20 protein-coding genes and 1 tRNA gene are annotated in these 22,805 nt (G+C 51.8%); 11 read left to right on the top strand and 10 right to left on the bottom strand.

The window, feature by feature from the left end; all coding sequences use genetic code 11:
* Positions 1–98 precede the first annotated feature (98 nt).
* Complete coding sequence (locus IT781_RS17160) at positions 99–1,019, top strand: glycerophosphodiester phosphodiesterase family protein (RefSeq protein ID WP_194971406.1); 921 nt, start codon at positions 99–101, stop codon at positions 1,017–1,019.
* A gap of 70 nt (positions 1,020–1,089) precedes the next feature.
* On the opposite strand, the gene IT781_RS17165 is transcribed toward IT781_RS17160, so the two are convergent.
* The 3 genes from IT781_RS17165 to IT781_RS17175 form a co-directional block, all read right to left on the bottom strand.
* A complete protein-coding gene (locus IT781_RS17165; protein WP_194971407.1) occupies positions 1,090–2,211 on the bottom strand; it encodes a glycoside hydrolase family 5 protein in 1,122 nt (373 codons plus the stop codon).
* Positions 2,212–2,228: 17 nt separating this feature from the next.
* Positions 2,229–3,920, bottom strand: a complete 1,692-nt coding sequence (locus IT781_RS17170; protein ID WP_194971408.1) for an ABC transporter ATP-binding protein/permease — start codon at positions 3,918–3,920, stop codon at positions 2,229–2,231.
* Between the two features lie 119 nt (positions 3,921–4,039).
* On the bottom strand, positions 4,040–4,213 hold the full coding sequence (locus IT781_RS17175; RefSeq protein WP_194971409.1) for a hypothetical protein: 174 nt from the start codon (positions 4,211–4,213) through the stop codon (positions 4,040–4,042).
* Positions 4,214–4,379: 166 nt separating this feature from the next.
* On the opposite strand from IT781_RS17175, the gene IT781_RS17180 reads away from it, so the two are divergent.
* Complete coding sequence (locus tag IT781_RS17180) at positions 4,380–4,745, top strand: thiol-disulfide oxidoreductase DCC family protein (RefSeq protein WP_194971410.1); 366 nt, start codon at positions 4,380–4,382, stop codon at positions 4,743–4,745.
* Positions 4,746–5,092: 347 nt separating this feature from the next.
* On the opposite strand, the gene IT781_RS17185 is transcribed toward IT781_RS17180, so the two are convergent.
* The gene (locus tag IT781_RS17185) at positions 5,093–5,596 is read right to left on the bottom strand and encodes a M48 family metallopeptidase (protein WP_194971411.1); all 504 of its coding nucleotides are present in this window, start codon (positions 5,594–5,596) and stop codon (positions 5,093–5,095) included.
* 128 nt (positions 5,597–5,724) lie between these two features.
* On the opposite strand from IT781_RS17185, the gene IT781_RS17190 reads away from it, so the two are divergent.
* Together IT781_RS17190 and IT781_RS17195 are read left to right on the top strand one after the other, a co-directional pair.
* Entirely contained in the window at positions 5,725–6,972 is a 1,248-nt protein-coding gene (locus IT781_RS17190) for a glutaredoxin family protein (RefSeq protein WP_194971412.1), read from the top strand.
* A 781-nt stretch (positions 6,973–7,753) separates the two neighbouring features.
* Complete coding sequence (locus IT781_RS17195; RefSeq protein WP_370527030.1) at positions 7,754–9,835, top strand: ATP-binding protein; 2,082 nt, start codon at positions 7,754–7,756, stop codon at positions 9,833–9,835.
* A gap of 13 nt (positions 9,836–9,848) precedes the next feature.
* Here IT781_RS17195 and dapE read toward each other — a convergent pair whose 3' ends face one another.
* The 6 genes from dapE to IT781_RS17225 all read right to left on the bottom strand — a co-directional run bounded on the left by dapE (position 9,849) and on the right by IT781_RS17225 (position 14,621).
* Positions 9,849–10,976 (bottom strand): succinyl-diaminopimelate desuccinylase, encoded by a 1,128-nt coding sequence (dapE, locus tag IT781_RS17200; protein ID WP_194971413.1) that lies wholly within the window; start codon positions 10,974–10,976, stop codon positions 9,849–9,851.
* A 58-nt stretch (positions 10,977–11,034) separates the two neighbouring features.
* A complete protein-coding gene (locus IT781_RS17205; RefSeq protein WP_194971414.1) occupies positions 11,035–11,445 on the bottom strand; it encodes an ArsC family reductase in 411 nt (136 codons plus the stop codon).
* A gap of 7 nt (positions 11,446–11,452) precedes the next feature.
* Positions 11,453–11,695 carry a hypothetical protein gene (locus tag IT781_RS17210; protein WP_194971415.1) on the bottom strand — a complete coding sequence of 81 codons (243 nt, stop codon included), beginning with the start codon at positions 11,693–11,695 and terminating at the stop codon, positions 11,453–11,455.
* A 107-nt stretch (positions 11,696–11,802) separates the two neighbouring features.
* Positions 11,803–12,621: a 2,3,4,5-tetrahydropyridine-2,6-dicarboxylate N-succinyltransferase gene (gene dapD / locus IT781_RS17215; protein ID WP_194971416.1), complete on the bottom strand. Its 819-nt coding sequence runs from the start codon at positions 12,619–12,621 to the stop codon at positions 11,803–11,805.
* Between the two features lie 8 nt (positions 12,622–12,629).
* Positions 12,630–13,832, bottom strand: coding sequence for a succinyldiaminopimelate transaminase (gene dapC / locus IT781_RS17220; RefSeq protein WP_194971417.1), 1,203 nt, complete (start codon positions 13,830–13,832; stop codon positions 12,630–12,632).
* Positions 13,833–13,835: 3 nt separating this feature from the next.
* Positions 13,836–14,621, bottom strand: coding sequence for a M48 family metallopeptidase (locus IT781_RS17225; RefSeq protein ID WP_194971418.1), 786 nt, complete (start codon positions 14,619–14,621; stop codon positions 13,836–13,838).
* Between the two features lie 339 nt (positions 14,622–14,960).
* Here IT781_RS17225 and IT781_RS17230 point away from each other — a divergent pair, with 339 nt between their 5' ends.
* From IT781_RS17230 to IT781_RS17260, 7 genes are all read left to right on the top strand, one after another.
* On the top strand, positions 14,961–16,220 hold the full coding sequence (locus tag IT781_RS17230) for a formylmethanofuran dehydrogenase subunit B (RefSeq protein ID WP_194971419.1): 1,260 nt from the start codon (positions 14,961–14,963) through the stop codon (positions 16,218–16,220).
* A gap of 8 nt (positions 16,221–16,228) precedes the next feature.
* Positions 16,229–17,896 carry a formylmethanofuran dehydrogenase subunit A gene (locus IT781_RS17235; RefSeq protein WP_194971420.1) on the top strand — a complete coding sequence of 556 codons (1,668 nt, stop codon included), beginning with the start codon at positions 16,229–16,231 and terminating at the stop codon, positions 17,894–17,896.
* The gene (fhcD, locus tag IT781_RS17240; protein ID WP_194971421.1) at positions 17,893–18,789 is read left to right on the top strand and encodes a formylmethanofuran--tetrahydromethanopterin N-formyltransferase; all 897 of its coding nucleotides are present in this window, start codon (positions 17,893–17,895) and stop codon (positions 18,787–18,789) included. Before IT781_RS17235 ends, fhcD begins: the two co-directional genes overlap by 4 nt.
* Positions 18,786–19,601, top strand: a complete 816-nt coding sequence (locus tag IT781_RS17245; RefSeq protein WP_194971422.1) for a formylmethanofuran dehydrogenase subunit C — start codon at positions 18,786–18,788, stop codon at positions 19,599–19,601. The genes fhcD and IT781_RS17245 overlap by 4 nt, the downstream gene beginning before the upstream one ends.
* Before the next feature lie 172 nt (positions 19,602–19,773).
* A complete protein-coding gene (locus IT781_RS17250; protein ID WP_194971423.1) occupies positions 19,774–21,372 on the top strand; it encodes a GGDEF domain-containing protein in 1,599 nt (532 codons plus the stop codon).
* 157 nt (positions 21,373–21,529) lie between these two features.
* A complete protein-coding gene (locus IT781_RS17255; protein ID WP_194971424.1) occupies positions 21,530–22,381 on the top strand; it encodes a radical SAM protein in 852 nt (283 codons plus the stop codon).
* Positions 22,382–22,716: 335 nt separating this feature from the next.
* Positions 22,717–22,800, top strand: a tRNA-Leu gene (locus IT781_RS17260).
* The last annotated feature ends 5 nt before the right edge of the window (positions 22,801–22,805 follow it).

A 22,805-nucleotide genomic window follows, 5' to 3' on the forward strand; every position in this document is an offset into this window, starting at 1 on the left:
CCCTGCGGGCCTGATCTGTTAAAAGCTCCGGTGCTCGGCGCGGCAAACGGGATAAGATCATTCGTGCGTAACATCAGTTAACAACAGAGAGGATAAACATGGCATTTGAACTGAATCCGCTACGGATGGGAGGCAGGCGCCCGGCCGGCGTACTGAATATCGCCCATCGCGGCGCGCGCGCATTTGCGCCCGAGAATACACTGGCCGCGTTCGAGAAGGCGAAGGGCTTCGGTTGCCTGATGTTCGAGCTGGATGTCCATCTGTCGAAAGATGGCGAATTGATCGTGCATCACGACGAACAGCTCACACGCTGCACCGATGCCGGCGTGATATTTCCGGGCCGCGGCAGTTATGCGATTTCCGATTTTACCTATGATGAATTACGGCAACTGGATGCCGGCAGCTGGTACGTTGAACAGTTGTCATTGCCGGCCTCCCGGCGGCAGTGGTTTTTGCAAGGCTTGACTGAAGAAGAGATCGAGCAATTTGTCAGCGCGCAGGATCTTGCCTTTTATGCATCCGGCGAGATCAGGCTGCCTACATTACGGGAGGCTCTGGAACTGGCGTTATGTAAAGATCTGATGGTCAATATCGAGCTTAAGGCATTGCCGCGCATGTATCCGGACATGGCCGAAACGGCTGTGGGGCTCGTTGAGTCACTGGCCATGGAAAACCGCGTTTTGATTTCGTCGTTTGATCACGAACAGCTGGTCAGCGTGCGCCGGCTCTCAAAAGCTATAGCGACGGGTGTTTTGACTGGGGATAGGCTGGCAAAACCGGACGCCTATCTGGCGCTGCTCGATGCCGATGCCTATCATCCAGGCGCTGATTCGGTGGGTCTTAATTCATTAGCCCGAAAGCTCGATCCGTGCGGCATTACCGATGTGCTGGCATCTGGCCGCGCCGTCAATGTCTGGACCTGCAATGACAAGGACAAGATGCGGCAGCTGATCGCGGCTGGCGTGACCGGCGTGATTTCGGATTTCCCTAACCGGGTTCGTGATGTATTGCAGGAATAATGTGGGGACGACTTCGCCTAAGCCGCCTACTGTTGGCAGTCGCCTTAACAGCCGGTTCTATTGCCGGCAGTCAGGCAAAGCGGTCGGGTAGCCAGCCCCGATTTACGCATTCCCGAAAACTCCAGCCCGGCATGGTTTCGGTCTTGTAGCTCCAGAAGAACCAGCCCAGGTATTTCTCGAAAGTGGCCAGCTGGGCTGCGGCATAGCCGCGATAAGCAACAGACAGCTGGAACTCGTCCATTTCCGTCAAGTTATGATCGAAAGGCCCGTCCGCCCAGAGCGAGACCATTTTTAAATCCAGTCCTAGACTCCATTCGCCCACATAAGTCGGCAGGCCGAGATGGCCGATGATGTCGTCGGCTTCATTTTTCCAGTCAATGGCGGCCTTTTTTATATGTCCGTAAATGTCCGTGTTGACATCGGCAGGGACAAAACACTGGTAGCGGTGAATATCGAATACGACATTGTTGAACTCGGGCTCCTGAAGAAAGCCCACATATTCCGCATACGAGCGGAAGCCGTCATGGAAGACCACGGCGACATCGCGGGCCTGGCAATACCGGCGTATCCGGCGGTAGCCATCGGTTGTGTATCGCTTTAACAGCGCCGTATCGATGTCCCAGCGCGGCTCGTTCAATACCTCGATGGCGTGCAGGGCGGGGCGGCTGCGGTAGCGCTCGGCCAGGCGCTCCAGTACCTGCAGCGAATAGTCGATATACTCCGGCTTGGTATGCCACTCGCAGACGCTTTGGATGCCGCCGTTATCAAAACCGTTCTGGCAGCCGGGCGCGGCATGCAGATCGAGCACGATCAACAGTCCGCACTCCTCGGCCCAGTCGAAAGCGCTGTCGAGAATTTCCAGGCCGCCCTGAACATACGGATACGAAACCGAGCCATAGGCGCGGTGGTAAGGATAATCAGGGCCGATGATCCAATGGCCGACCGGAATCCGGACCGCATTGATGCCGATCCGGGCCAGCCAGACGAAATCCTCGCGCGTGATAAACGTATCCCAATGCCTTTTCAGCACAGATTCGGCGCGCGGGCCGAGTTCCACGCAAAAGGAAGTCTCGTCCACGGCTTGCAGGCCCTCAAAGAGGCTCGGCGTCATCCATTTTTCCAATAGCAGCCAGCCGCCGAGATTGACGCCGCGCAGCTTCTTGCCGCATTTATTTGCAAATACCGGTTTCATTTATCGCCCTGCCGTGATTACAGCACAATCCGGCGCTGATGAAACATCTCAGCCTTGGGCTCATTGCTGATCGTCAGCATGGCGGCATCGGGCAGCATCTGACTGATCAATCGCATCATTTCGGTTTCTCCCTCGGGGTCCAGCGAATCGAACGCCGTTTCCGACAAAATCCATTTGGGTTTCTGCAACAGCACGCGGACCACGCCCAAACGCTGCTGCTGTTCGCGCGGCAGCACTTTTTCCCAATCATCGATCTGGTCAAGCTGCTCGATTAATTCTGCCAGACCCACAAGCTCAAGCGTCTCTTTGAGCACGGAAGGGCTGAAGTCGTCGCAGGAAGACGGATAACAGATGGCTTCGCGCAGCGTGCCGGTCGGCAGATAAGGCCGCGGCGGCATGAAAAACATATATTCATCATCGGGCAATTCTATGCAGCCTTCGCCCCATGGCCACAGGCCCGCTATGGCCTTGAGCAATTTGGAACCGGTAAAGATATTACCGGTAATAAGAACCCGTTCGCCAGTTTTGATCTCGTCATTGAGTTGCGATGCACAGACAATGCCGTCGAGCCGGCTGATGCACAGATTGTCGAAACGCAGGGTCGGCTTATCCGTTTTTACCAGTACAATGCGGTGCGGATCAGGACGCACGATCTCGTCTTCCAGATCGTCCAATGCCTGGATCAGGCTCAATACACGCTCAACCGAAGCCCGCCATTGGGCGACTAAGGCCATGTTATCGACCGGCCAGGATAGGGCGGAAGCCACGTGCTGGAATGACTGGGCCGACTGCATCAGCGCGCCCAATGTGATGGTTCCCCAAATATAGCGCGGCGCCGACACCAGAACAGGGACGGCTGTAGACAACACTGAGTAGCCGGAAGTAAAAAGCAGAATATGCGTCCAGGCGCGGGTTTGTTGATTATAAGCGTCAATAATATCCTGGAAAAGTTTCTGAAAATGTTTTTTCTCGTGAGTTTCGCCATGAATCAGAGCAATTGCCAGGGAGCTTTCGCGCGCTTTCACGAGACTAAAACGGTAATTGGCTTCCATGGTTTGCCGGATATTGGTCGTTTGGCTTAAAGGTTGGCCGATCAACCAGCCCAAAGCCGAAGCGCCGGCTGCATAAATTAGCGCTACCCAGACCAGATGCCCATAGATAGGCATTTCAATAAAGCCCAGATCAAGCGTGACAACGCCTGAAAGTGTCCAGAGAATTTCAATAAAACTGATCAGGATCAGCAGGCTGTAAAACAACGAGTGAAACAGGGCAATGCCGTCTTCAGTGGCAATACGGATATCTTCCGCGATGCGGCTGTCCGGGTTATCGTGCCCGGTGGTCTGTAAGTGGGTGATTTGATAATGACGGCCTTTGTTCATCCAGCGATTGGTCACATGATCGGTCAGCCAGGCTCGCCAGCCGATCTGCAGACGGCGCTTGACCGTTAAATGCAGGCCTGTGGCCGCCATGCTGGCGGCAAAAATCAATACGAGCAGCCCGATCTGTCTGAAAAATCCTGACATCGAGCGCTGCTCCAGCGCATCGAATAACGCGGCGCTCCACTCCGTGATGATGACAGCAATAAACATCTGTACGATGGTCAGCGCAATCAAGGCCAAGGTCAGTTTGCGAATGGTTGCCTTGTCTTCCGAATGCCAGTAAGCGCCGGCCAAGCGTATGAATTGGATAAAAAAATCGCTGGATCCCATGGGTGATTCTCCGCGTTGGGGTGAAAATATTACATAAAGCTCAGGCTTGATTTTGTAAGTTTTATGCCTGAATCATGCGAATTCGATGAGTTTTAACGAAATCGACGCAACGCGGAATTCTATTCAGCCTGTGTGTCAGCAACCGCAGAGGATGCTTCGTGTGTGGATGCCTGTTTGGCTTTTTCCTTTTCCTGTTGGGAAATATAAGTTCCTCCGAGGATAAACGCCATGATCGATACATATACCACTGAAGCGATATAGCGGGCCTTTTTGGACTGTTCGTAACTATTCATCAGTATCTAAAAAAATTATTAATTTGAAGGAATTCCCCATTAAATCAATCCTCATAGAGATGGTCAAGCCAATAAACAAGGTCAGGCGTTTGACGGCTTCGTGCTTGATTTGCATTTGGGGATTCGGTTAGGGCGCCGGTCTGGCGTGAGTTTTGTAGGGGTGGTTATGGATAAAGACAAGATTACGGTTTATTACGACGGCGCTTGTCCTAAATGCATTCGCGACAGGCAACATTATGAAAAACTCGCAGGCAAGGGGGGAGAGCAGGTCTGCTGGTTTGACATCACAGGACAGGAGAATCGGCTTCGCGAGCTGGGCATCGATCCCGGCAAGGCTTTGACGGAGCTGCATGTCAGCGATGAGCAGGGGCGGGTCGTGTCGGAACTGGACGCCTATATTCTGCTGATGAAGCGAGTGCCGGTACTGAAACCCATAGCTTGGCTGATCGGCTTGCCGTTGATCCGGCCGTTCCTGGCCAGGATTTATCATCGCCAGGTGAGCCGGCGGCTGAGGAAAAGAGGAGTGCTATGAGAGGGGGAGTAATTTTGCTTTGCTTCAAGCAGGACGGGGGTTGCAACCCCGTCTTAATGTTTTTGCAATGTCTGAGCTTAGAATCTCCACTTAACCCATGCTGAATTTTTTGGACGGGCAACAAGCCCCGTCCAGCACGGGAACCCGATTAAATCAAACCGTCGCGTCAGCGACACTTTAATTAAACCAGCTCTTCACTTTTAATAATACGGTGGGCTGGGTTGGAGCTTTAGCGGAAACCCGGCGTGGGCGACTTCGAAATGCTGGGTTTATTAACCCAGTCTACCGCTGTCAAAAGCTCCGGTGCTCGGTGCTGGAAAAGGGAAAGGGTGCCAGTAATAAATTAGTCAGTAAAGCTTGCCAAACAAATCCACATGCGTCAGATAAAGCCTCATATCCAACTCATATTGATGATAGGCCGGCTCCATATACTCGCATAATTTATAAAAGGCTTTGTTATGCTCTTTTTCCTTTAAATGCGCCAGTTCGTGCACGACAATCATGCGCAGAAATTCAATCGGCACCTGCTTGAAGACCGATCCTATGCGGATTTCGTTTTTCGCTTTCAGTTTGCCGCCCTGTACGCGGGAGATATAGGTATGAAGTCCAAGGGCATGGTGCAGGACGTTGATTTTATCGTCATAAATGATTTTGCTGAGTGGCTGGGACTGGCGGAGCCTTTCATTTTTCAGGTCGACGACATAGCCGTAAAGCGCCTTGTCCGTTTTGATGTCGTGAGCCACAGGATATTTTTTTAGCAACAGTTCACCCAGCTTGCCGGCATGAATCAGATGCAGTGCCTGGTCAGTGATTTTTTCGGAATAGCCGGCCAGATATTTTAATTCTTGCATGGTTTACCTTGATTACGAGATATTGCCGATCTGCATGACGGCCTGCTTACGTTATGATAGCGGCGATAGCGATGTCAATAAGCCCCGTCAGGGAGCAGTTTGGGTAGTCAGAAGAAAATGAGGATGCGATGGCGAGAAAACGAGTGAAGATGATCGGTTGGGATTTTTTCTTGGTGATGCTGTTCTGGATGTCGATTCTGGGGGGCGTGACGCCAGCCGATGCGCAGGACGCTGCGTTGTTGCCGGCCGCTGTTCAAGATGCGGCTCGCCAGGCGCCTGCCGATATTGAAGCCTTCGTGCGCGAGGGTTGCCCGCATTGCGAGAAAGCTGAAGAATTCCTGAAAGCATTGGCGCTTGAGCAGCCGTGGCTGCGCATCGTTGTGCGCGATATCCAGCGCGATCCTGAAGCCCTTGAACGCCTGAAGCAGATAGCCGAAGCAACAGGCGCCAACGTGAGTGTGCCGACTTTTTATGTGCACGGCCAGACCATCGTCGGTTACACCGACCCGTCTACTACGGGAAAGCTGATCCGCAATGCACTGACTCAAGCCCCGCCGGAGCAGAAAATATCGCCAGAGGCGGCAGAGAGCTGTGAAGCGGAAGCAGCACTGTCCTGCGGACCGGAAAGTGTTTCGCCACCGCCTGAGCCGGAGTTTACGTTTCTGGGACAACGCATTACCTTGAAGCAGTTTGGTTTGCCGCTTTTCACCCTTGCGATGGGGCTAATGGACGGATTCAATCCCTGCTCCATGTGGGTTTTGATCCTGATGATTTCGTTGCTGGCGCCCATGCAGGACCGCATGCGCATGTTTGCGGTCGCCGGCGCCTTCATTGCCGTAGAAGGCATTGCCTATTTCGTCTTCATGGCCGCCTGGCTCAACCTTTTCCTGATCATAGGCCTTTCGCGCCTGTCGCAGATCATCATCGCCGGCATCGCCATACTGGCCGGCGCGATTAACCTGAAGGATTTCTGGGCTTACGGCTGGGGCGTTTCGCTGTCAATCCCCGAGTCGGCCAAGCCCGGCATTTACGCCAGAATCCGCGCTATCCTGCAAGCCGAAAGTCTGCGCGGCGCCATGATCGGCGCCGTGGTGTTGGCCCTCCTGGTACAGATCGTCGAATTTCTGTGCACTTCAGGCTTTCCGGCGCTTTATACCCGCATACTGACAATGCAGCAATTGGACGGAGCAAGCTATTATGGCTATCTGCTGCTTTACAATCTTGCTTATATGCTTGATGACGCTGTCGTGCTGGGCATTGGCATTATCACGCTCAGCCAGCGGCGATTGCAGGAAAAGGAAGGACGCTGGCTGAAACTGATCAGCGGATTGGTCATGGTGGGATTGGGTTTGTATCTGCTGATTTCATTGCCTTGAGGCTCTTGGATTCGGCCTGGCGGGGGCCTTCGCGCAGCGAGAGGGCTTTGTTACAGAAGTAGTTCTCTCTGCGCTGGACCGCCATAATCTCCGGCAACTTCGCGATTTGTTATGACTGGTAGTTGCTGAGCGGACGCTCTAGATGGAATCTTACTACTGGCAACGCGCGCTGGCTGGGGCGTCGACTCCAGTTGTTATGATTCAGGCTCCGGCAACGCTCGGGAAAATCTCGCCGTCACAAGCGCCGGGGCCACGACCGCTGCTAATGGCGACCGCCGGCAAGTTAAGTTACCTCCGACTATGCCGGAGGCGGAAGAAAACTGCTAGTGTCGAGGAAAGTCCCGAAGGGTATGGGTTAAGGCAGTCAAGCTATGAGAAAAGCGGAATCGTTTCAGCCCCCTGAGGGAAATGTCAACGGTAAGCGCTTCAGGAGCATTCGTATCTGCCGTGCAGGTGCACATTGATTCGCACTGCATAGGTCGGTACACTGGTGCTTGTCCCACCTCGAATAGCCTAAACGGCACAAGCGCATTCGGCCCTGCAACGGCGTAACATCAGTTATTGAACTTTCGGAGCCATTAAGTGACGTACCAGTGATTGTCTGCGAGAGGTAAAAGAGAAAACAATATGATCAACTATTATTCTGCCATAATTTTATCTTTATCGACATGAATAACGGCATTTAGTGGGCCGCCGTTTCATGCAAATAAAGCAATGCCGCAATTTCGTGATGCATCAGATATTGGCGGCATCAATATAAAAAATTAAGGAGCTGTGAGAAGTGCAAGCGCTGATACAATTTTTATTGGGTGCGGGAGAGTTTATGCCGCATGGTTTCTGTTTTCTCTGGAAGCCTCAGTTGTTGTGGCTGTTTGTTGTTTCCGACCTGATTATTTCGCTGGCGTATTTTTCCATTCCTCTTGCCTTGGGTTATTTTGTCCATAAGCGTCGGGATATCGAATACAAATGGGTTTTCGTGCTATTCAGCCTCTTTATTTTGGCCTGTGGAACGACTCATTTAATATCCCTTATCACTATCTGGAAGCCAATCTATGGATTGGAAGCAGGAACCAAGGCTGTTACTGCGCTCCTCTCCCTGGCGACTGCGGTCGTGTTATGGCCTCTCATCCCAAAAGCTGTCCTGATTCCGAACCGAAATCAGTTAATTAAAGCGAACCGGGAGTTGGAAGAAGAAATCCTTATCCATAAAAAAACTAAAAAAGCATTAAAGCAATTAAATGAAGACCTGGACCGTCAAGTTGAGCTAAGAACCAAAGAACTGCTAAGCGCCAACCAGGCGCTCAAAGGCAGCGAACAACGTTTCAAGCGGGTAGTGAACATTATCCCTGCGGCGATTTTTACTGTCGAGCGAACCGATAATCTTAAAATTCCCTGTAAAGTTTCTTTTATCAGCGATTCAATTACTGCCATTTCAGGATTTGAGCCATCCAGATGGTGTACGGATGAAACTTTGTGGATGGATCATACTTGTTCTGACGGGAAAAACACGCTGCTTGCCTTCATCAATGCACTTGAGCTTGACAATCTTGATATAACCGCCGAATCGGTGCACTGCCTGCCGCCCTGGCATAATCAATGGCGGTTATGGCATCCGACCAAAGGAGAAATTTGGCTGGAAGGCAGCTCGATTCCGGAGGTTGAGGCCGACGGCAGTATTTTGTGGTATGGCTTTATTCATGACATTACCGAACGCAAGCGCCCCGAGGAAGCACTGCGCGAGGCCGATCGCCGCAAGGACGAGTTTCTGGCGATGCTGGCCCATGAGCTGCGCAATCCGTTGGCGCCCATCCGTAATTCTGTGCAATTGTTAAAGGAACAGGATACGGCCGCCAATCCCATGCTGGAATGGTGCCGTAATGTCATCGACCGTCAAGCCAGCCATATGGCCCGCTTACTGGATGATCTGCTCGATGTGGCGCGCGCCATGCAGGGCAAGATCTCGCTGAAGACTGAGTATTTCAATCTGGCCGAGATCGTGGATAGCGCCATAGAAACCAGCAGCCCTCTGATTAAAGCGCGTGGACTGAAGCTGGTCATTTTGCATTCGGCAACGCCGCAATGGCTTAAAGGCGATCGCTTTCGTCTGGCTCAGGTGCTCTCGAATCTGCTCAATAATGCCGCCAAATATACCGATGAAGGCGGCCGGATTACGCTGAGCGTGAGCCAGGAAGACTCCATGGCGCTGATCAAGGTCCGGGATACGGGCATTGGCATTGCGCCTGATATGCTGCCGCATATCTTCGATCTTTTCACGCAGGCTGACGGTTCGTTGTCCCGCTCTCAGGGCGGCTTAGGGATCGGGCTTACGCTGGTGCATAGACTGATCGAAATGCACGGAGGGAGTGTAAACGCATCGAGCGCAGGCATCGGGCAGGGCAGTGAGTTTACGGTACGTCTGCCGTTGCTATCGAACGAATATAATGAAGTTGCTGAATCTGCGCCGTCAGGAGGTGCTATGCCGTTGTGTTCCAAGTTGCGTATTCTTGTGGTGGATGACTATCCTGATGCATTGGATAGTCTGTCGATGTTGCTCCAGGCGGAAGGGCATGAGGTCGACACGGCCAATAGCGGTGCGAAAGCGATTGAACGCGCGCAAGCCTTCCGGCCGCAGGCGGTATTGCTGGATATCGGTCTCCCCGATATGGACGGTTATGAAGTGGCGCAACGGTTGCGCGAGTTGCCGGAAACCCAGCTGGCCGTTCTGATTGCCTTGACCGGTTACGGGCAGCCCGAAGACCGCTCGCGCTCAAAGCGCGCGGGCTTCGATCATCATCTGCTGAAACCGGTTGACCCCGATATGCTGTCCTCCTTGCTGGCGTCTTTGACCAACGAAGCCGGCTAGTAAACGGGCTTTCCTATGCCAGCAGATTAACGAGCATGTTTTCATAGATTCGGGCCAGGACCTCCAGATCTTCCAGGCCGATATTTTCATTGACCTTGTGGATGCTTTCATTGAGCGGCCCGAGTTCGATTACCTGCGCGCCGGTCGGCGCGATAAATCGGCCATCGGACGTACCGCCGCCCGTGTCATCGAGCGTTTCAAAACCGGTAACGTCCTTGATGGCGGCATGGGCCGCATCGATCAGCGCGCCTTTTTCGGTCAGAAACGGATTGCCCGATAAGCGCCATTGCAGTTCATACCGGAAGCCGTGTTTGTCCAGTATGGCTTGCGTGCGCCGTTTGATGGTTTCCTCGTCCAGTTCTGTGCAGAAACGCAGGTTGAACTGGATTTCCACGCTGCCGGGGATGATGTTTTCAGCGCCGGTGCCGCCATTGATATTGGATACCTGCAGGCTGGTCGGCGGGAAGAATTTGTTGCCGCGATCCCAGACTTCTTCGGTCAATTCTTTCAACGCAGGCGCAAAAGTGTGAATGGGATTTTCAGCCAGTTCGGGATAGGCAACATGGCCTTGTATGCCGAGAACAGTCAATCTGGCGCATAAAGAGCCGCGCCGGCCGACACGGATGACATCGCCGATCTTCTTGTCGCTGGACGGTTCGCCGACCAGGCACCAGTCGATTTTCTCGTTGCGTTTTTCCAGGACTTCGACGACTTTGACGACGCCGTTCGTGGCTATGCCTTCTTCGTCGCTGGTCAGCAGAATGGCGATAGAGCCTTTATGTTCAGGATGTTGGGCGATAAAGCGTTCTACAGCGGTAACGAAACAGGCGATGCCGCCTTTCATGTCGGCGGCGCCTCGGCCGTAGAGCTTGCCGTCGCGGATGGTCGGTTCAAACGGGGGCGAAACCCAGGCTGTCAATGGCCCCGGCGGCACGACATCGGTGTGTCCCAGGAAGACGAATAACGGTTTCGCGTCGCCGCGTCTGAGCCAGATGTTTTGAGTATCCTCAAAATCCAGCCGTTCTTCTTTGAAGCCTAGCTTCTTTAAGCGTACGGCCAGCAGGTCCTGACAGCCGGCATCCTTGGGCGTTACCGAGTCGCGTTTGATGAGGTCTTTAAGCAGTTGTAGTGTATCGCTCATGTTGATTTTGAGTTATTAAGGTTTAGCGTCGGAGAGCTGAATAAGCGTTGGTTTTCGCCTAGTCTGTTCCCGACAGGCTTGCGGCATATCCACCATCCCTGGCGTTCGCCGCGCCTGTTCCCGACAGGCTTGCGGCATATCCACCATCCCTGGCGGTAAAACCTACGAGGATTTGATCGCCGGTGTCCAGAACCGGGCGTTTGATCAGCGTGGGCATTTCCAGCATCAGTTTCAGGGCTTTGTCCTGAGTCAGATCGGCTTGCTGTTCGGCGCTGAGCTGACGCCAGCTGGTGCTGCTGCGGTTCAGCAGTTTGCTCCAGTCGACATGGGCGGCAAAATGCGTGAGTTGCTCGGAAGTGAGCCCATCGGTCCTGAAATCATGGAACCGGTAGGTTATGTTGTTTTCGTCCAGCCATTTGCGGGCTTTTTTGACGGTATCGCAGTTTTTTATGCCGTAGAGTATGTACATGGCGGGATTACAGTTGGCTGGTCAGTAATTCGTCGATGCTGGGCAGTTCTTTGTCGGCCTTGCAGCGGGATTTATACAGGTCGACAAATTCCATAAACGCCTGCTCAAGGTCGGACAGTATGTCTTCTTCGTTTGCACGCTCATCAGCGGGGACATCGGGGGATGCCAGGTATTCTTTCTGCAGCGCTATTTCGCTGTTGAGTGCAAGCGTGGCATAAATGATGGCATTATTGGATAAATTTTTGCTCATGGCTGTATGTCCTGCGATCGGAAAAGCATAGTCTGATAAAAAAATAGGGGCGATACAAGTATCGCCCCTAGGTTTATTTTTATTGTTTAGTTCGTTGTTATTGGTATTTAGTCGCGTAACAACTCATTGATGCCTGTCTTGCTGCGGGTTTTTTCATCGACCTGTTTGATGATAACTGCACAGTATAAGCTGTATTTGCCGTCTGCGGAAGGCAGGTTGCCTGACACGACAACTGAACCGGCCGGGATGCGGCCATAGGTGATTTCGCCGGTCATGCGGTTGAAGATTTTCGTGCTCTGGCCGATATACACGCCCATGGAAATCACGCAGCCGTCTTCAACGATAACGCCTTCGACGATTTCGGAACGCGCGCCGATAAAGCAGTTGTCGCCGATAATGGTCGGGTTGGCTTGCAAAGGCTCCAGCACGCCGCCGATGCCGACGCCGCCGGACAAATGCACGTTCTTGCCGATTTGCGCGCAGGAACCGACGGTCACCCAGGTATCGACCATGGTGCCGCTGTCGACATAAGCGCCGATGTTGACGTAGGACGGCATCAAGATGGCGCCGGGCGCGATATAGGAGCCATGACGGGCTACGGCATTCGGCACGACGCGTATGCCGGCCTTGGCGAAATCATCCGGCGTATAAGAGGCGAATTTGCTTTCCACTTTATCGTAGTAACGGGTGTTGCCGCCTTCCATGATACGGTTTTCGTTAATGCGGAAAGACAGCAATACCGCCTTTTTCAACCATTGGTTGACAACCCAGTCGCCATTGACTTTTTCTGCCACTCTGAGCGTGCCGGCATCGAGCAGGTTGATGGTTTCTTCAACAGCGTCGCGAATTTCAGCGGAGACAGTGGCTGGCGTGATTTCCGCGCGTTGTTCAAAGGCGTCATTAATGATCTTTTCAAGTTGTGACATGTTTTTCTTTACTTTAAGGAGTTAATAAAATTTTTAATGCGGCGTGCCGCGTCAAGGCATTCATCCAACGGTGCAACCAGCGCGATACGGATATGGTTCTGGCCGGGATTGACGCCGTCGAATTCACGCGACAGGAAGCTGCCGGGCAGCACGGTGACGTTTTCCTGGGCGAAAAGCCGTTGCGTGAACTCGGCATCGGCAATCGGCACTTTCAGCCAGATATAAAAACCGGCCGGCGGTTTGCTGATTGGGCAAACATCGGCAAGGATATCAATGACAGCAGTGAATTTTTCGCGGTACAACTGCCGGTTTTCTATGACGTGAGCTTCATCCTGCCAGGCTTTAATGCTGGCCTGCTGCGTCGGCAGTGACATGGCGCTGCCGTGGTAGGTCCGGTATTGAAAATACTGTTGCAGAATATCGGCATCGCCTGCAACAAAGCCGGATCTCAGGCCCGGCGCATTGGAGCGCTTGGATAAGCTGTGGAAAACCACGCAGCGCTTGAAAGCGGTATTACCCATTGCATAAGCCGTTTCAAGTAGGCCCGGCGGCGGATTGTTCTCGTCGTCGTAGAGTTCGCTGTAGCACTCGTCGGAGGCAATGACGAAATCGTATTTTTCCGCCAGCCTGAGCAGTTTTTCATAACCAGCCCGCGCCATGACCGAGCCGGTCGGATTGCCGGGCGAGCAAACATAGATCAGCTGGCAGCGTTGCCATATTTCGTCAGGGACTGCGTCAAAATCCGGCAAATAGCCGGAGTCTTCCAGTGTATTCAGGTAATAAGGCTCGGCGCCGGCCAGCAAGGCCGCCCCTTCATAAATCTGATAGAACGGATTCGGCATGATCACGACCGGCGCGGGACTGGTCGCATTAATCACGCACTGGGCAAACGAGAATAACGCCTCGCGCGTGCCGTTGACAGGCAATACCTGTGTTTCAGGATCAATCAATTCGGATGGAACGTTGAAACGCCGACTCAGCCAGTTGGCTATAGCCATCCGCAATTCGGGTATGCCTTTAGTGGTCGGATACTTGGATAAGCCATGCAGATGCGTCAGCAAGGTCTCCTGAATCAGATGCGGCGTAGCATGTGCGGGTTCGCCGATGGATAGCGCAATATGCTCCTTGTCATTGGGCGGGACTATGCCTCGCTTGAGCTGCGTCAGCTTCTCAAACGGGTACGGATGCAGATATTTTAAATAGGGTGTCATCGGTTAGCTGCAACGAGGTTGTTTGCCCATAGAGTGGGCTTGCTGGAACAATCCCATCGCTGCCGGCATATGTTGGTTCAAATCCTGCATGCGGGTGCTGTGCGAGGGGTGAGTCGACATGAATTCGATAGGTTGCTGGCCACGCGCGGCCTGATCCATTCTTTGCCAGAGGTTGATGCTTTGCCTGGGGTCAAAGCCGGCTTTGGCCATTAAATCGACGCCGATAATATCGGCTTCGCTCTCTTGTGTGCGGCTGTAGGGCATGAGTACGCCGTATTGCGCGCCGACGCCCAGCAGGCCGAGCGCAGTCTGTCCTAAAGCAGTTTCCGGCATGGTGACGGCTTGGATGAGCGCCAGGCCCTGGCTGACCGCCATTTCTTGCGATACGCGTTCATTACTGTGCCTGGCCATTACGTGTCCGATTTCATGGCCGATTACGGCCGCTAATTGATCTTGATTTTCGACTAATTGGATCATGCCGGTATGCACGCCGATTTTATTGCCCGGCAGGGCAAAAGCATTAGGCTCTGGATCTTCAAAAACTACGATTTCCCAATTGCCGCTGCCGACTTCGCGTGTGAGTGCTTGAGCAATGCAGTTGGCGGCCTGTATAAATCGGCCGTTATTGCTGATAGGTTTTTCTTGTTTCAAGGTGTCAAAAGCCTGCAGGCCCATTTGATTGATCTGCGCATCAGGCATGAAGACCAATTGTTGCCTGCCGGTAGGGCTGACAGCGCAGGAAGCTAATATTGATGCAATTACCAGAACAGATAATTTCTTTTTCAACATAGATAAATGGCCGGTAGTTTGAAAATGCCGGCCATTTTAACTTAACTTTTTGTCCGAGGTTTAAAAATGTAAATCGGAATGTGGATCAAATCTGACATCAGCTGAATTTGATCGGTTTTCGACGAATCATCAACTGCCAATTTGATTATTTTCAGGCTGGACCTTATGTTTATCGGGAAAAATAGACGAGTCTATGTATATTGAGACAGTGATGGTAAATCAGAGTAGAATGTTTGGTATTTACCCAGCGGTATAGGCAGCCGAACTCAAAAACACAGCATTAGGCAGACTGCTGGGTAACAACGATTTAATTGTATAGAGACAACAAGAGGATAGCGCGTGAGTGAAGTAACTGAAGTACCGAGTCCTTTTTGCGGTATTGGAACCGACGACCTGACAATCAGAGTCGACGGTCTATCGTTGAAAGTGATTGAAAATGGCTGCTCGGTTAATACGCCTGCTTTCGAACAGGCCATTACCGATACCAGTCCCCGAGTCGATGGCAAAGCCGTCAGTTTCGATGCGGCCGTGGCAAAAGCGGCAGCCTTGTTAAAAGGCACCAATCAACCTGTTATCGGCGGGTGCGCTACCGATGTCAACGGTATGCGGGCTTTGCTGGCATTGGCTGACCGTAGCGGCGCTGTTGTCGATAACATGAATTTCAATGCGGCAAGGCGCAATTTCCTGGCGCTCCAGGATTCCGGCTGGATGAACACGACGCTGGCGGAAGTTAAAAACCGCTGCGATTTGCTTCTGGTTGTCGGTGCAGATCCTGAAAGCTTTGCCCCACGCTTTTTCGAGCGCTATCTCTGGAACGAAGAGGCGATGTTTCTGGAAGATACCGGTAATCGGGAAGTGATCTATTTAGGCAAGGCGCCTTCCGGCGATGCCTCCACTTCGCCTAAAGGCAAGAAAGCCCAGGTTTTTGAATGCGGCATGGAAGATCTGCCCGAAGTCGTGGCGGTATTGAGAGCCCTGGTTAAAGGTCAGCCGATCAGGGCTGAATCTGTGGGCGGTATCGCTGTCGCTGATTTGCAGGGCATCGCCGATAAACTGAAAGCGGCGCATTACAGTGCCGTGACCTGGGCTGCCGGCGCTTTGGCTTATAGCCAGGCTGAACTGACCGTGCAGACCCTGTCGGAGATGATCAAGGACGCCAATAATATGAATACGCGTTGTTCAGGCCTGCCTTTGGGCGGCAAGGAAGGCGATCAGACGGCCAATCAGGTTTGCGGCTGGACTACGGGTTATCCGGCCCGTACGCGTTTTTCCAAGGGCTTCCCTGAATATGATCCTTATTTGAATGATATTGAATCGATGATCGCCAATGGCGAAGCCGATGCGCTGGTGTGGGTGCAGGCATTCAACGTCAGTGCCGTGCCGCCGGTCACGAATCTGCCGACTATAGTCATCGGCCGTTCCGGCATGACCTTCTCTAAGGAGCCGGACGTGTTTATTCCGGTCGGCACTCCAGGCATCGATCATACAGGCCATGCGTACCGTATGGATAACGTGGTTGCGATTCGCCTGAAAAAATGCCGCGATTCCGGCCTGCCCAGCACGTTTGACGTGCTGAATGCCATTGAACAAGCTTTATAGGTAAATATATGTTGATAAAGTTAACAGGTGGAACTGTCTATGATCCTGCCAGCGGCATTGATGGCAAGAAACAGGACATTTACATCAAAGACGGGCGTATCGTTAATCAACCGGGACCGGATGTTCAAGTTGATAAAGAATACGATCTGGCCGGCAAAGTGGTGATGTCCGGCGCGATCGATATGCACACGCATATCGGCGGCGGCAAGGGCAATATCGCCAGAACCCTGCTGCCCGAAGATCATCGCCAGGATCCTGTGCATCGTACCGACGTGACCCGTTCCGGCTGCGGTCATGCCATGCCCAGCACGTTCGTGACCGGCTACCGTTATGCCGAGATGGGTTATACCGCTGCTTTCGAGCCCGCCGTATTGCCGATCAATGCGCGTCAGGCGCACATGGAGATGGCCGACATTCCCATTCTGGATAAAGGCGGTTACGCCATGCTGGGCAGTGATGACTACTTGCTGCGCATGCTGACAGCCAAGAAAGACCAGAAAGCGATCAATGATTATGTAGCCTGGACGCTGAATGCGGCCAAAGCCATTGGCATTAAGGTCGTCAATCCGGGCGGCATCAGCGCTTTCAAGTTTAACCAGCGCAAGCTCGACCTGGACGAGAAAAACAGCCATTACGGCGTCAGTCCGCGCGAAATCCTGCAAGTACTGGCCACAGCGGTCAAGGAGTTGGGCGTTGCGCACCCATTGCATGTGCACGGCTGCAACCTGGGCGTGCCGGGCAATATGGATACCACGCTCGATACGATTCAGGGTATCGGCGGTCTGCCGATGCATTTAACGCACATCCAGTTCCACAGTTATGGCACGGAAGGGGATTTCAAGTTCTCCTCGGGCGCCGCGCAGATTGCCGAGGCAGTCAACAGAAACAAGAACATCACGATCGATGTGGGACAGGTCTTGTTTGGACAGACTGTTACCGCATCAGGCGACAATATGCGTCAGCACGCCAACCATAAACATGCCAGCCCGAACAAATGGGTGTGCATGGATATCGAGTGCGATGCGGGTTGCGGCGTCGTGCCGTTCAAGTACAAAGATCAGAACTTCGTCAATGCGTTGCAATGGGCTATCGGTCTGGAAACCTTCCTGTTGGTCGATGACCCGTGGCGTATCTTCCTGACGACCGACCATCCTAACGGCGCGCCGTTTACCAGCTATCCGCATCTGATCCGGCTGCTGATGGACAAGAGCTTCCGTAACGATATGCTGGCGACGATTCATCCGGAAGCGCAAAAAATGACTACGCTGGCGTCGATAGACCGCGAGTACAGTCTGCAGGAAATCGCTATCCTGACGCGCGCCGGTGCCGCGAAACTGATCGGTCTGCGCGACCGCGGCGGTCTGAGTGCCGGCAACTGGGCCGATATCACCGTTTATACCGATAATGCCGACCGCGAAAAAATGTTCGCCAAGCCGGATTATGTTTTTAAAGACGGCGAACTGGTCGTTAAAGACGGAACCGTAGTCCACACCAAGTGGGGCACCACCCATATCGTTAGACCGGATTGGGACCCATCGGTAGAGAAAGATTTGCAGAAATATTTTGATCGATTCCTTACTATGAAAGTCGGTAACTTTAAAATCAGCGATGACGAGTTCATGGATATTGGCTGCGGCAGCCTGACTGCGCATCCGCTTAAAGGAGAGGTGGCATGATTATCAATGGCGTAAAGATAGATGCAACCTTCGCCGAAGCTTTCCCGATGAAAGCCACGCGCGCAATCATTACCGCTCAGAATGAAAAATGGGCCATGATTTCCGCTCAGGCCATGACCGGCTTTGCCACCTCAGTGATTGCCTGTGGCTGTGAAGCCGGCATCGAGCGGGTATTGGACTCTTCCGAAACGCCGGACGGCCGTCCGGGCGTTTCGGTCATGATCTTTGCGATGGGCGGCAAGGGGCTGGCCAAGCAACTGGAGACCCGTGCCGGGCAATGCGTATTGACGTCGCCGACGTCGGCTCTGTTTGCCGGCATCGATAACGACAAAAAAATCCCGTTGGGTAAAAACCTGCGCTATTTCGGCGACGGCTTTCAAGTAGCCAAGCTGATAGACGGCAAACGCTACTGGCGTATTCCGGTCATGGACGGCGAGTTTCTGGCCGAAGCGACGACCGGCCAAGTCGATGCAGTGGGCGGCGGCAACTTCCTGGTGCTGGCCAAATCGCAGCCGCAGGCACTGGCCGCCTGCGAAGCGGCGATTGAAGCGATGCGCAGAATCCCTAACGTCATCATGCCGTTTCCGGGCGGCGTCGTACGTTCCGGATCTAAAGTCGGATCGAAATACAAAGCGTTGGGCGCGTCCACCAATGATGCTTTCTGCCCGACCTTGAAAGGTATGACCCGGACCGATTTATCGCCTGAGGTTGAATCTGTCATGGAAATCGTAATCGACGGTTTGACTAAAGAGGATATCGATAAAGCCATGCGCGTCGGCATACAGGCAGTCTGCGATTTAGGCGCCGAGAACGGCATCACGCGCATCAGTGCGGGCAATTATGGTGGCAAACTCGGGCCGTTCCACTTTCACTTACAGGAGATTATGGCGTGAGCGCTTTAACATTTTCACTGAAACACCGGCCGGATCAGCGTGTGGATATGTCGCCGCTGGTCTGCAATCTGCTGAAGGACATGGAGCCGAGTGAGATTGCCGCTATTGAGCTTCAAAGCGGCAAACGCAAAATCCGCGTTGATGAATTGTTCAAAATTTCCGGTTCCGATACGCAACAGATCGTAATTAAGAACAGTTTCGGCAAGCTCGATTTTATCGGCAAGGAACTCGATGGCGGCAGTATTTTAGTCGAGGGCGACGCCGGCGCTTATCTGGGCCTGGGCATGAAGTCCGGCGAGATCGGCGTAACGGGCAATGCCGGCATTTTTGCGGCTTGTGAAATGAAAAAAGGCTTCATCGTCATTGGCGGCAATGCCGGCGACTTTCTCGGCGCTGCCTTGCCGGGCAACAAGATGGGCATGAAAGGTGGTACGGTTCTGGTCAAAGGCAATGTCGGCGAGCGGGCGGGCGATCACATGCGCCGCGGCAATATTCTTATTGAAGGCAATGCCGGCGATTATTGCGGGTCCAGAATGACAGCCGGCACTATCGCCGTCATGGGCAAAACCGGCCGGTATCTGGGCTACGCCATGCGCCGCGGCACTTTGCTGTTATGGAATCAACCGGCGTTATCGGCGAGTTTTAATGATTGCGGCGCCCATACACTGGCTTTTCTGCCTATACTGTTTGCATCATTCAAAAAACTCAATTCCAAATTTGCCGATGCTTCTGTGGCATTTAACCGCGTGCAGCGCTATGCCGGCGACATGTCGGAAATTGGCAGAGGCGAAGTGTTAGTTAAAATAAGCTAATTTAGTCGAAATTCTATTTTAATAATGCAGAAAGCCCCGTTTCGGGGCTTTCTGTTAATGCTAATCCTAACTCTAAACAGACGGCGAAATTATACTCAAAACACTTAAGCGTTATGCTGATAAATCATATTTATAGCGTATTGGCCATGCTATCGCAACGTTGGCAACCTTCATGATTTCCATCAGGGTGAGGTTGGCGTTTTGTGTTTCATTGCTAGGATCTTTTTCCAGCATATCCGCCGAACCTGTTCATATACAATTGCCCTGGCATCATCAGTTTCAATTCGCCGGTTATTACGCGGCATTGGAAAAGGGTTTTTACCGGAAAGCCGGTCTTGATGTAATAATCGACGCTATCTCACCGGAGAAAAAACCATTGCCCCAGGTGCTTCAAGGTCATGCTCAGTATGGTGTTGCTAATAGTGAGCTATTATTAGAACGCTTGCGCGGTGCGCGGTTGGTTGCTTTGGCGGCGATATTTCAGCATTCTCCGTCTGTATTGCTGGCCCGCAAAGAGGCCGGTATTCTCTCTCCGCATGATTTGGCCGGCAAGGCTATTATGGTGTCGGACCAAGCTATTTTGGCTATGATGCATAATGAAGGCATCAAAAGGGCTGATATTCATGTCATTCCAAACAGCTACGATATTCAAGATCTCATTGATGGAAAGATTGCCGCCTTTAATTCTTATCTGAGTAATGAGCCTTATTATCTGAGTCAGCAAGGCATCGATTATACGGTGCTTAATCCGCTTAACTACGGTGTGGATTTTTATAGTGATATCCTTTTTAGTACTGAGGATGAAATAAAAAAGCATTCTGATCGGGTGAAAGCATTGCGCGATGCCAGTCTCGAAGGTTGGCGATATGCCATGGATCATCCTCGGGAGGTTATTGACCTGTTAGTGGATAAATATAAGGTCAGTAAATCCAGAGCGCAGCTGGAATTTGAAGCAAACGCAATAAGGCCATTGATTGCTCCGGATTTGGTTGAGCTGGGGCATATGAATCCTTGGCGCTGGCGGCGTATGGCCAGCACTTTCGTGCAGACCAATATGGTCGAAAATGATCATGCCTTAGAGGGATTTCTTTATGATCCTGATTTTAAGGTAGACAAGGAGCGGTTGTGGCTGTATTCGGAGATTTTTTTAGCGCTGGCGATAGTGGCGGTCTTTGTTATCGTTGTTTTGTTTGTTTCATATAGAACCGCAAGAAGAGAGATTCGTTTGCGTTTGGCAGCTGAGCAGGAGATCAAAAAAATCGCCTACCGGGATACTCTAACAGGTCTTGATAATCGCCATCATCTGTTTCTGCTGGCGGATCAGTTTTTAAAAATGGCTCAAAGGGAGCGTTATAAGGTTGCCGTCTGCTTTATTGATCTGAATCAGTTCAAAAATATAAACGATACATTGGGGCATAAAGCGGGTGATAATGTGTTAATTCATGTGGGGAACACGCTGCGAAGCTTTATACGTCAATCGGATGTGGCGGCCCGTTTTGGCGGCGACGAATTTGTACTGCTTCTTAATCATGTCAAAAACAAAGAAGACATCACAGAGATGCTGCTGGAAATACAGCAGGCTATCTGTCAGCCGGTAAATTACCAAAATAAGCAACTCTATGTGTCGGCAAGCATGGGCGTGGCTTTTTATCCCGATGACGGTACTGATATCGATGCGTTAATCGATATGGCGGATTCAAAAATGTACCATGTGAAATTTGAAGACAAGGAGTCTTTGGACTCTCAAGTTAAGAATGCTGTATATGAGTGACTATTTGTCAAAGGGGACGGCTCCTGGAGAACTGTTTTGCAAGCAAGGCTTTGCTTTTAAAGAATCCAATTATTTCGCTTATGCCTTCTGCAAAAACTTAAATGAAAATTACAGGTCGACGTGGAATAATACGATTTAAAGTTGCTTGAGCAGAGTTATGGCGTCAACATTAACAACAATCAACCATAGTCGGGATGTGGCCGGCTTAAAATATGTCTATCCGGTACTTTCCAGGCGGGCAGGCGGCTTGTCTATCGGAATTAACTTCAATACCAATAATGCCTGTAATTGGCGCTGTGTCTATTGCCAAGTCCCTGATTTGCAAGCTGGCGCGGCGCCTGAAATGGATTTTCAGCTACTGGAAGACGAGTTAAGGTTTTTTCTGGATGATGTGCTCAACGGAGATTTCTATGAGCGGTTTTTGATACCGGACGGCAATCGTGTCATCAAGGATATCGCTATTTCCGGCAACGGCGAACCGACCAGTTTAAAAGAATTTGCCAGCGCAGTGACTTTGATCGGTGAAATAGCGACGGAAATCGGCGTTTTGCCCCAGAGCAATTTCGTATTGATTACCAACGGCAGTCTGGTGCATCAACCTAGAGTTCAGGCTGGGTTGAAGAAGTTAAGGGAATATGGCGGAGAAGTCTGGTTTAAGTTCGATAGTGCTACCGAAGCAGGCAGACGGCTGATCAATAATGCAAAGCAGAGCTATCAAGCTAGCCTGGAAAATTTAATGCTGTCTGCAAGATTGTGCCCTACAAGGCTGCAGACCTGTTTACTGGATTATGATAAACGGGGTTTGTCAGAAGAGGAAAAGCAGGCTTATCTGGATATGCTGAAGACAATTAAGATGCATGTAAGCCTGAAGGGTATTATGTTGTATACGATAGCCAGACCTTCCATGCAGCCGGAAGCGGCACTGTTGGAGAAATTATCTGTCGAGGCATTAAATGCCTTTGCTGATGAAATCAGGAGGCTGGGTTTCGACGTATCAGTCAGCGTTTGATCCAAGCTAGGATATTCGGCATGACATAGCTTATTATCAACGTCCAGCCCTGATGGTGTTTTTAGTTTGATAATTTTCTAAACTCACTATAGATTGATTCAGGTATGCCAATCAAGGTTGAATTTCTGGCGGCCGGCCGTATTATCTTTTATAGATGGCATGGCGGGGTTCCTGTTGTCTATGGTTATAAAGGCATCATAATGTCTTGGTGCAGGTAGCGCGATTTTCCGCCGTAAGGGAGCGAAACCGTGTATTCAGTATTGATATGGAAATATTTGAATTTATAACTTGTTGCAATGATGGATTAGGGCTATAATGCCGCGTTCTTTCAAAGTGCGAATGTGGCGGAACTGGTAGACGCGCTGGATTTAGGTTCCAGTAGGTTTCCTGTGAGAGTTCGAGTCTCTCCATTCGCACCACTAAA

The organism is Methylobacter sp. BlB1 (genome assembly GCF_015476545.1).
Taxonomy (GTDB): Bacteria; Pseudomonadota; Gammaproteobacteria; order Methylococcales; family Methylomonadaceae; genus Methylobacter.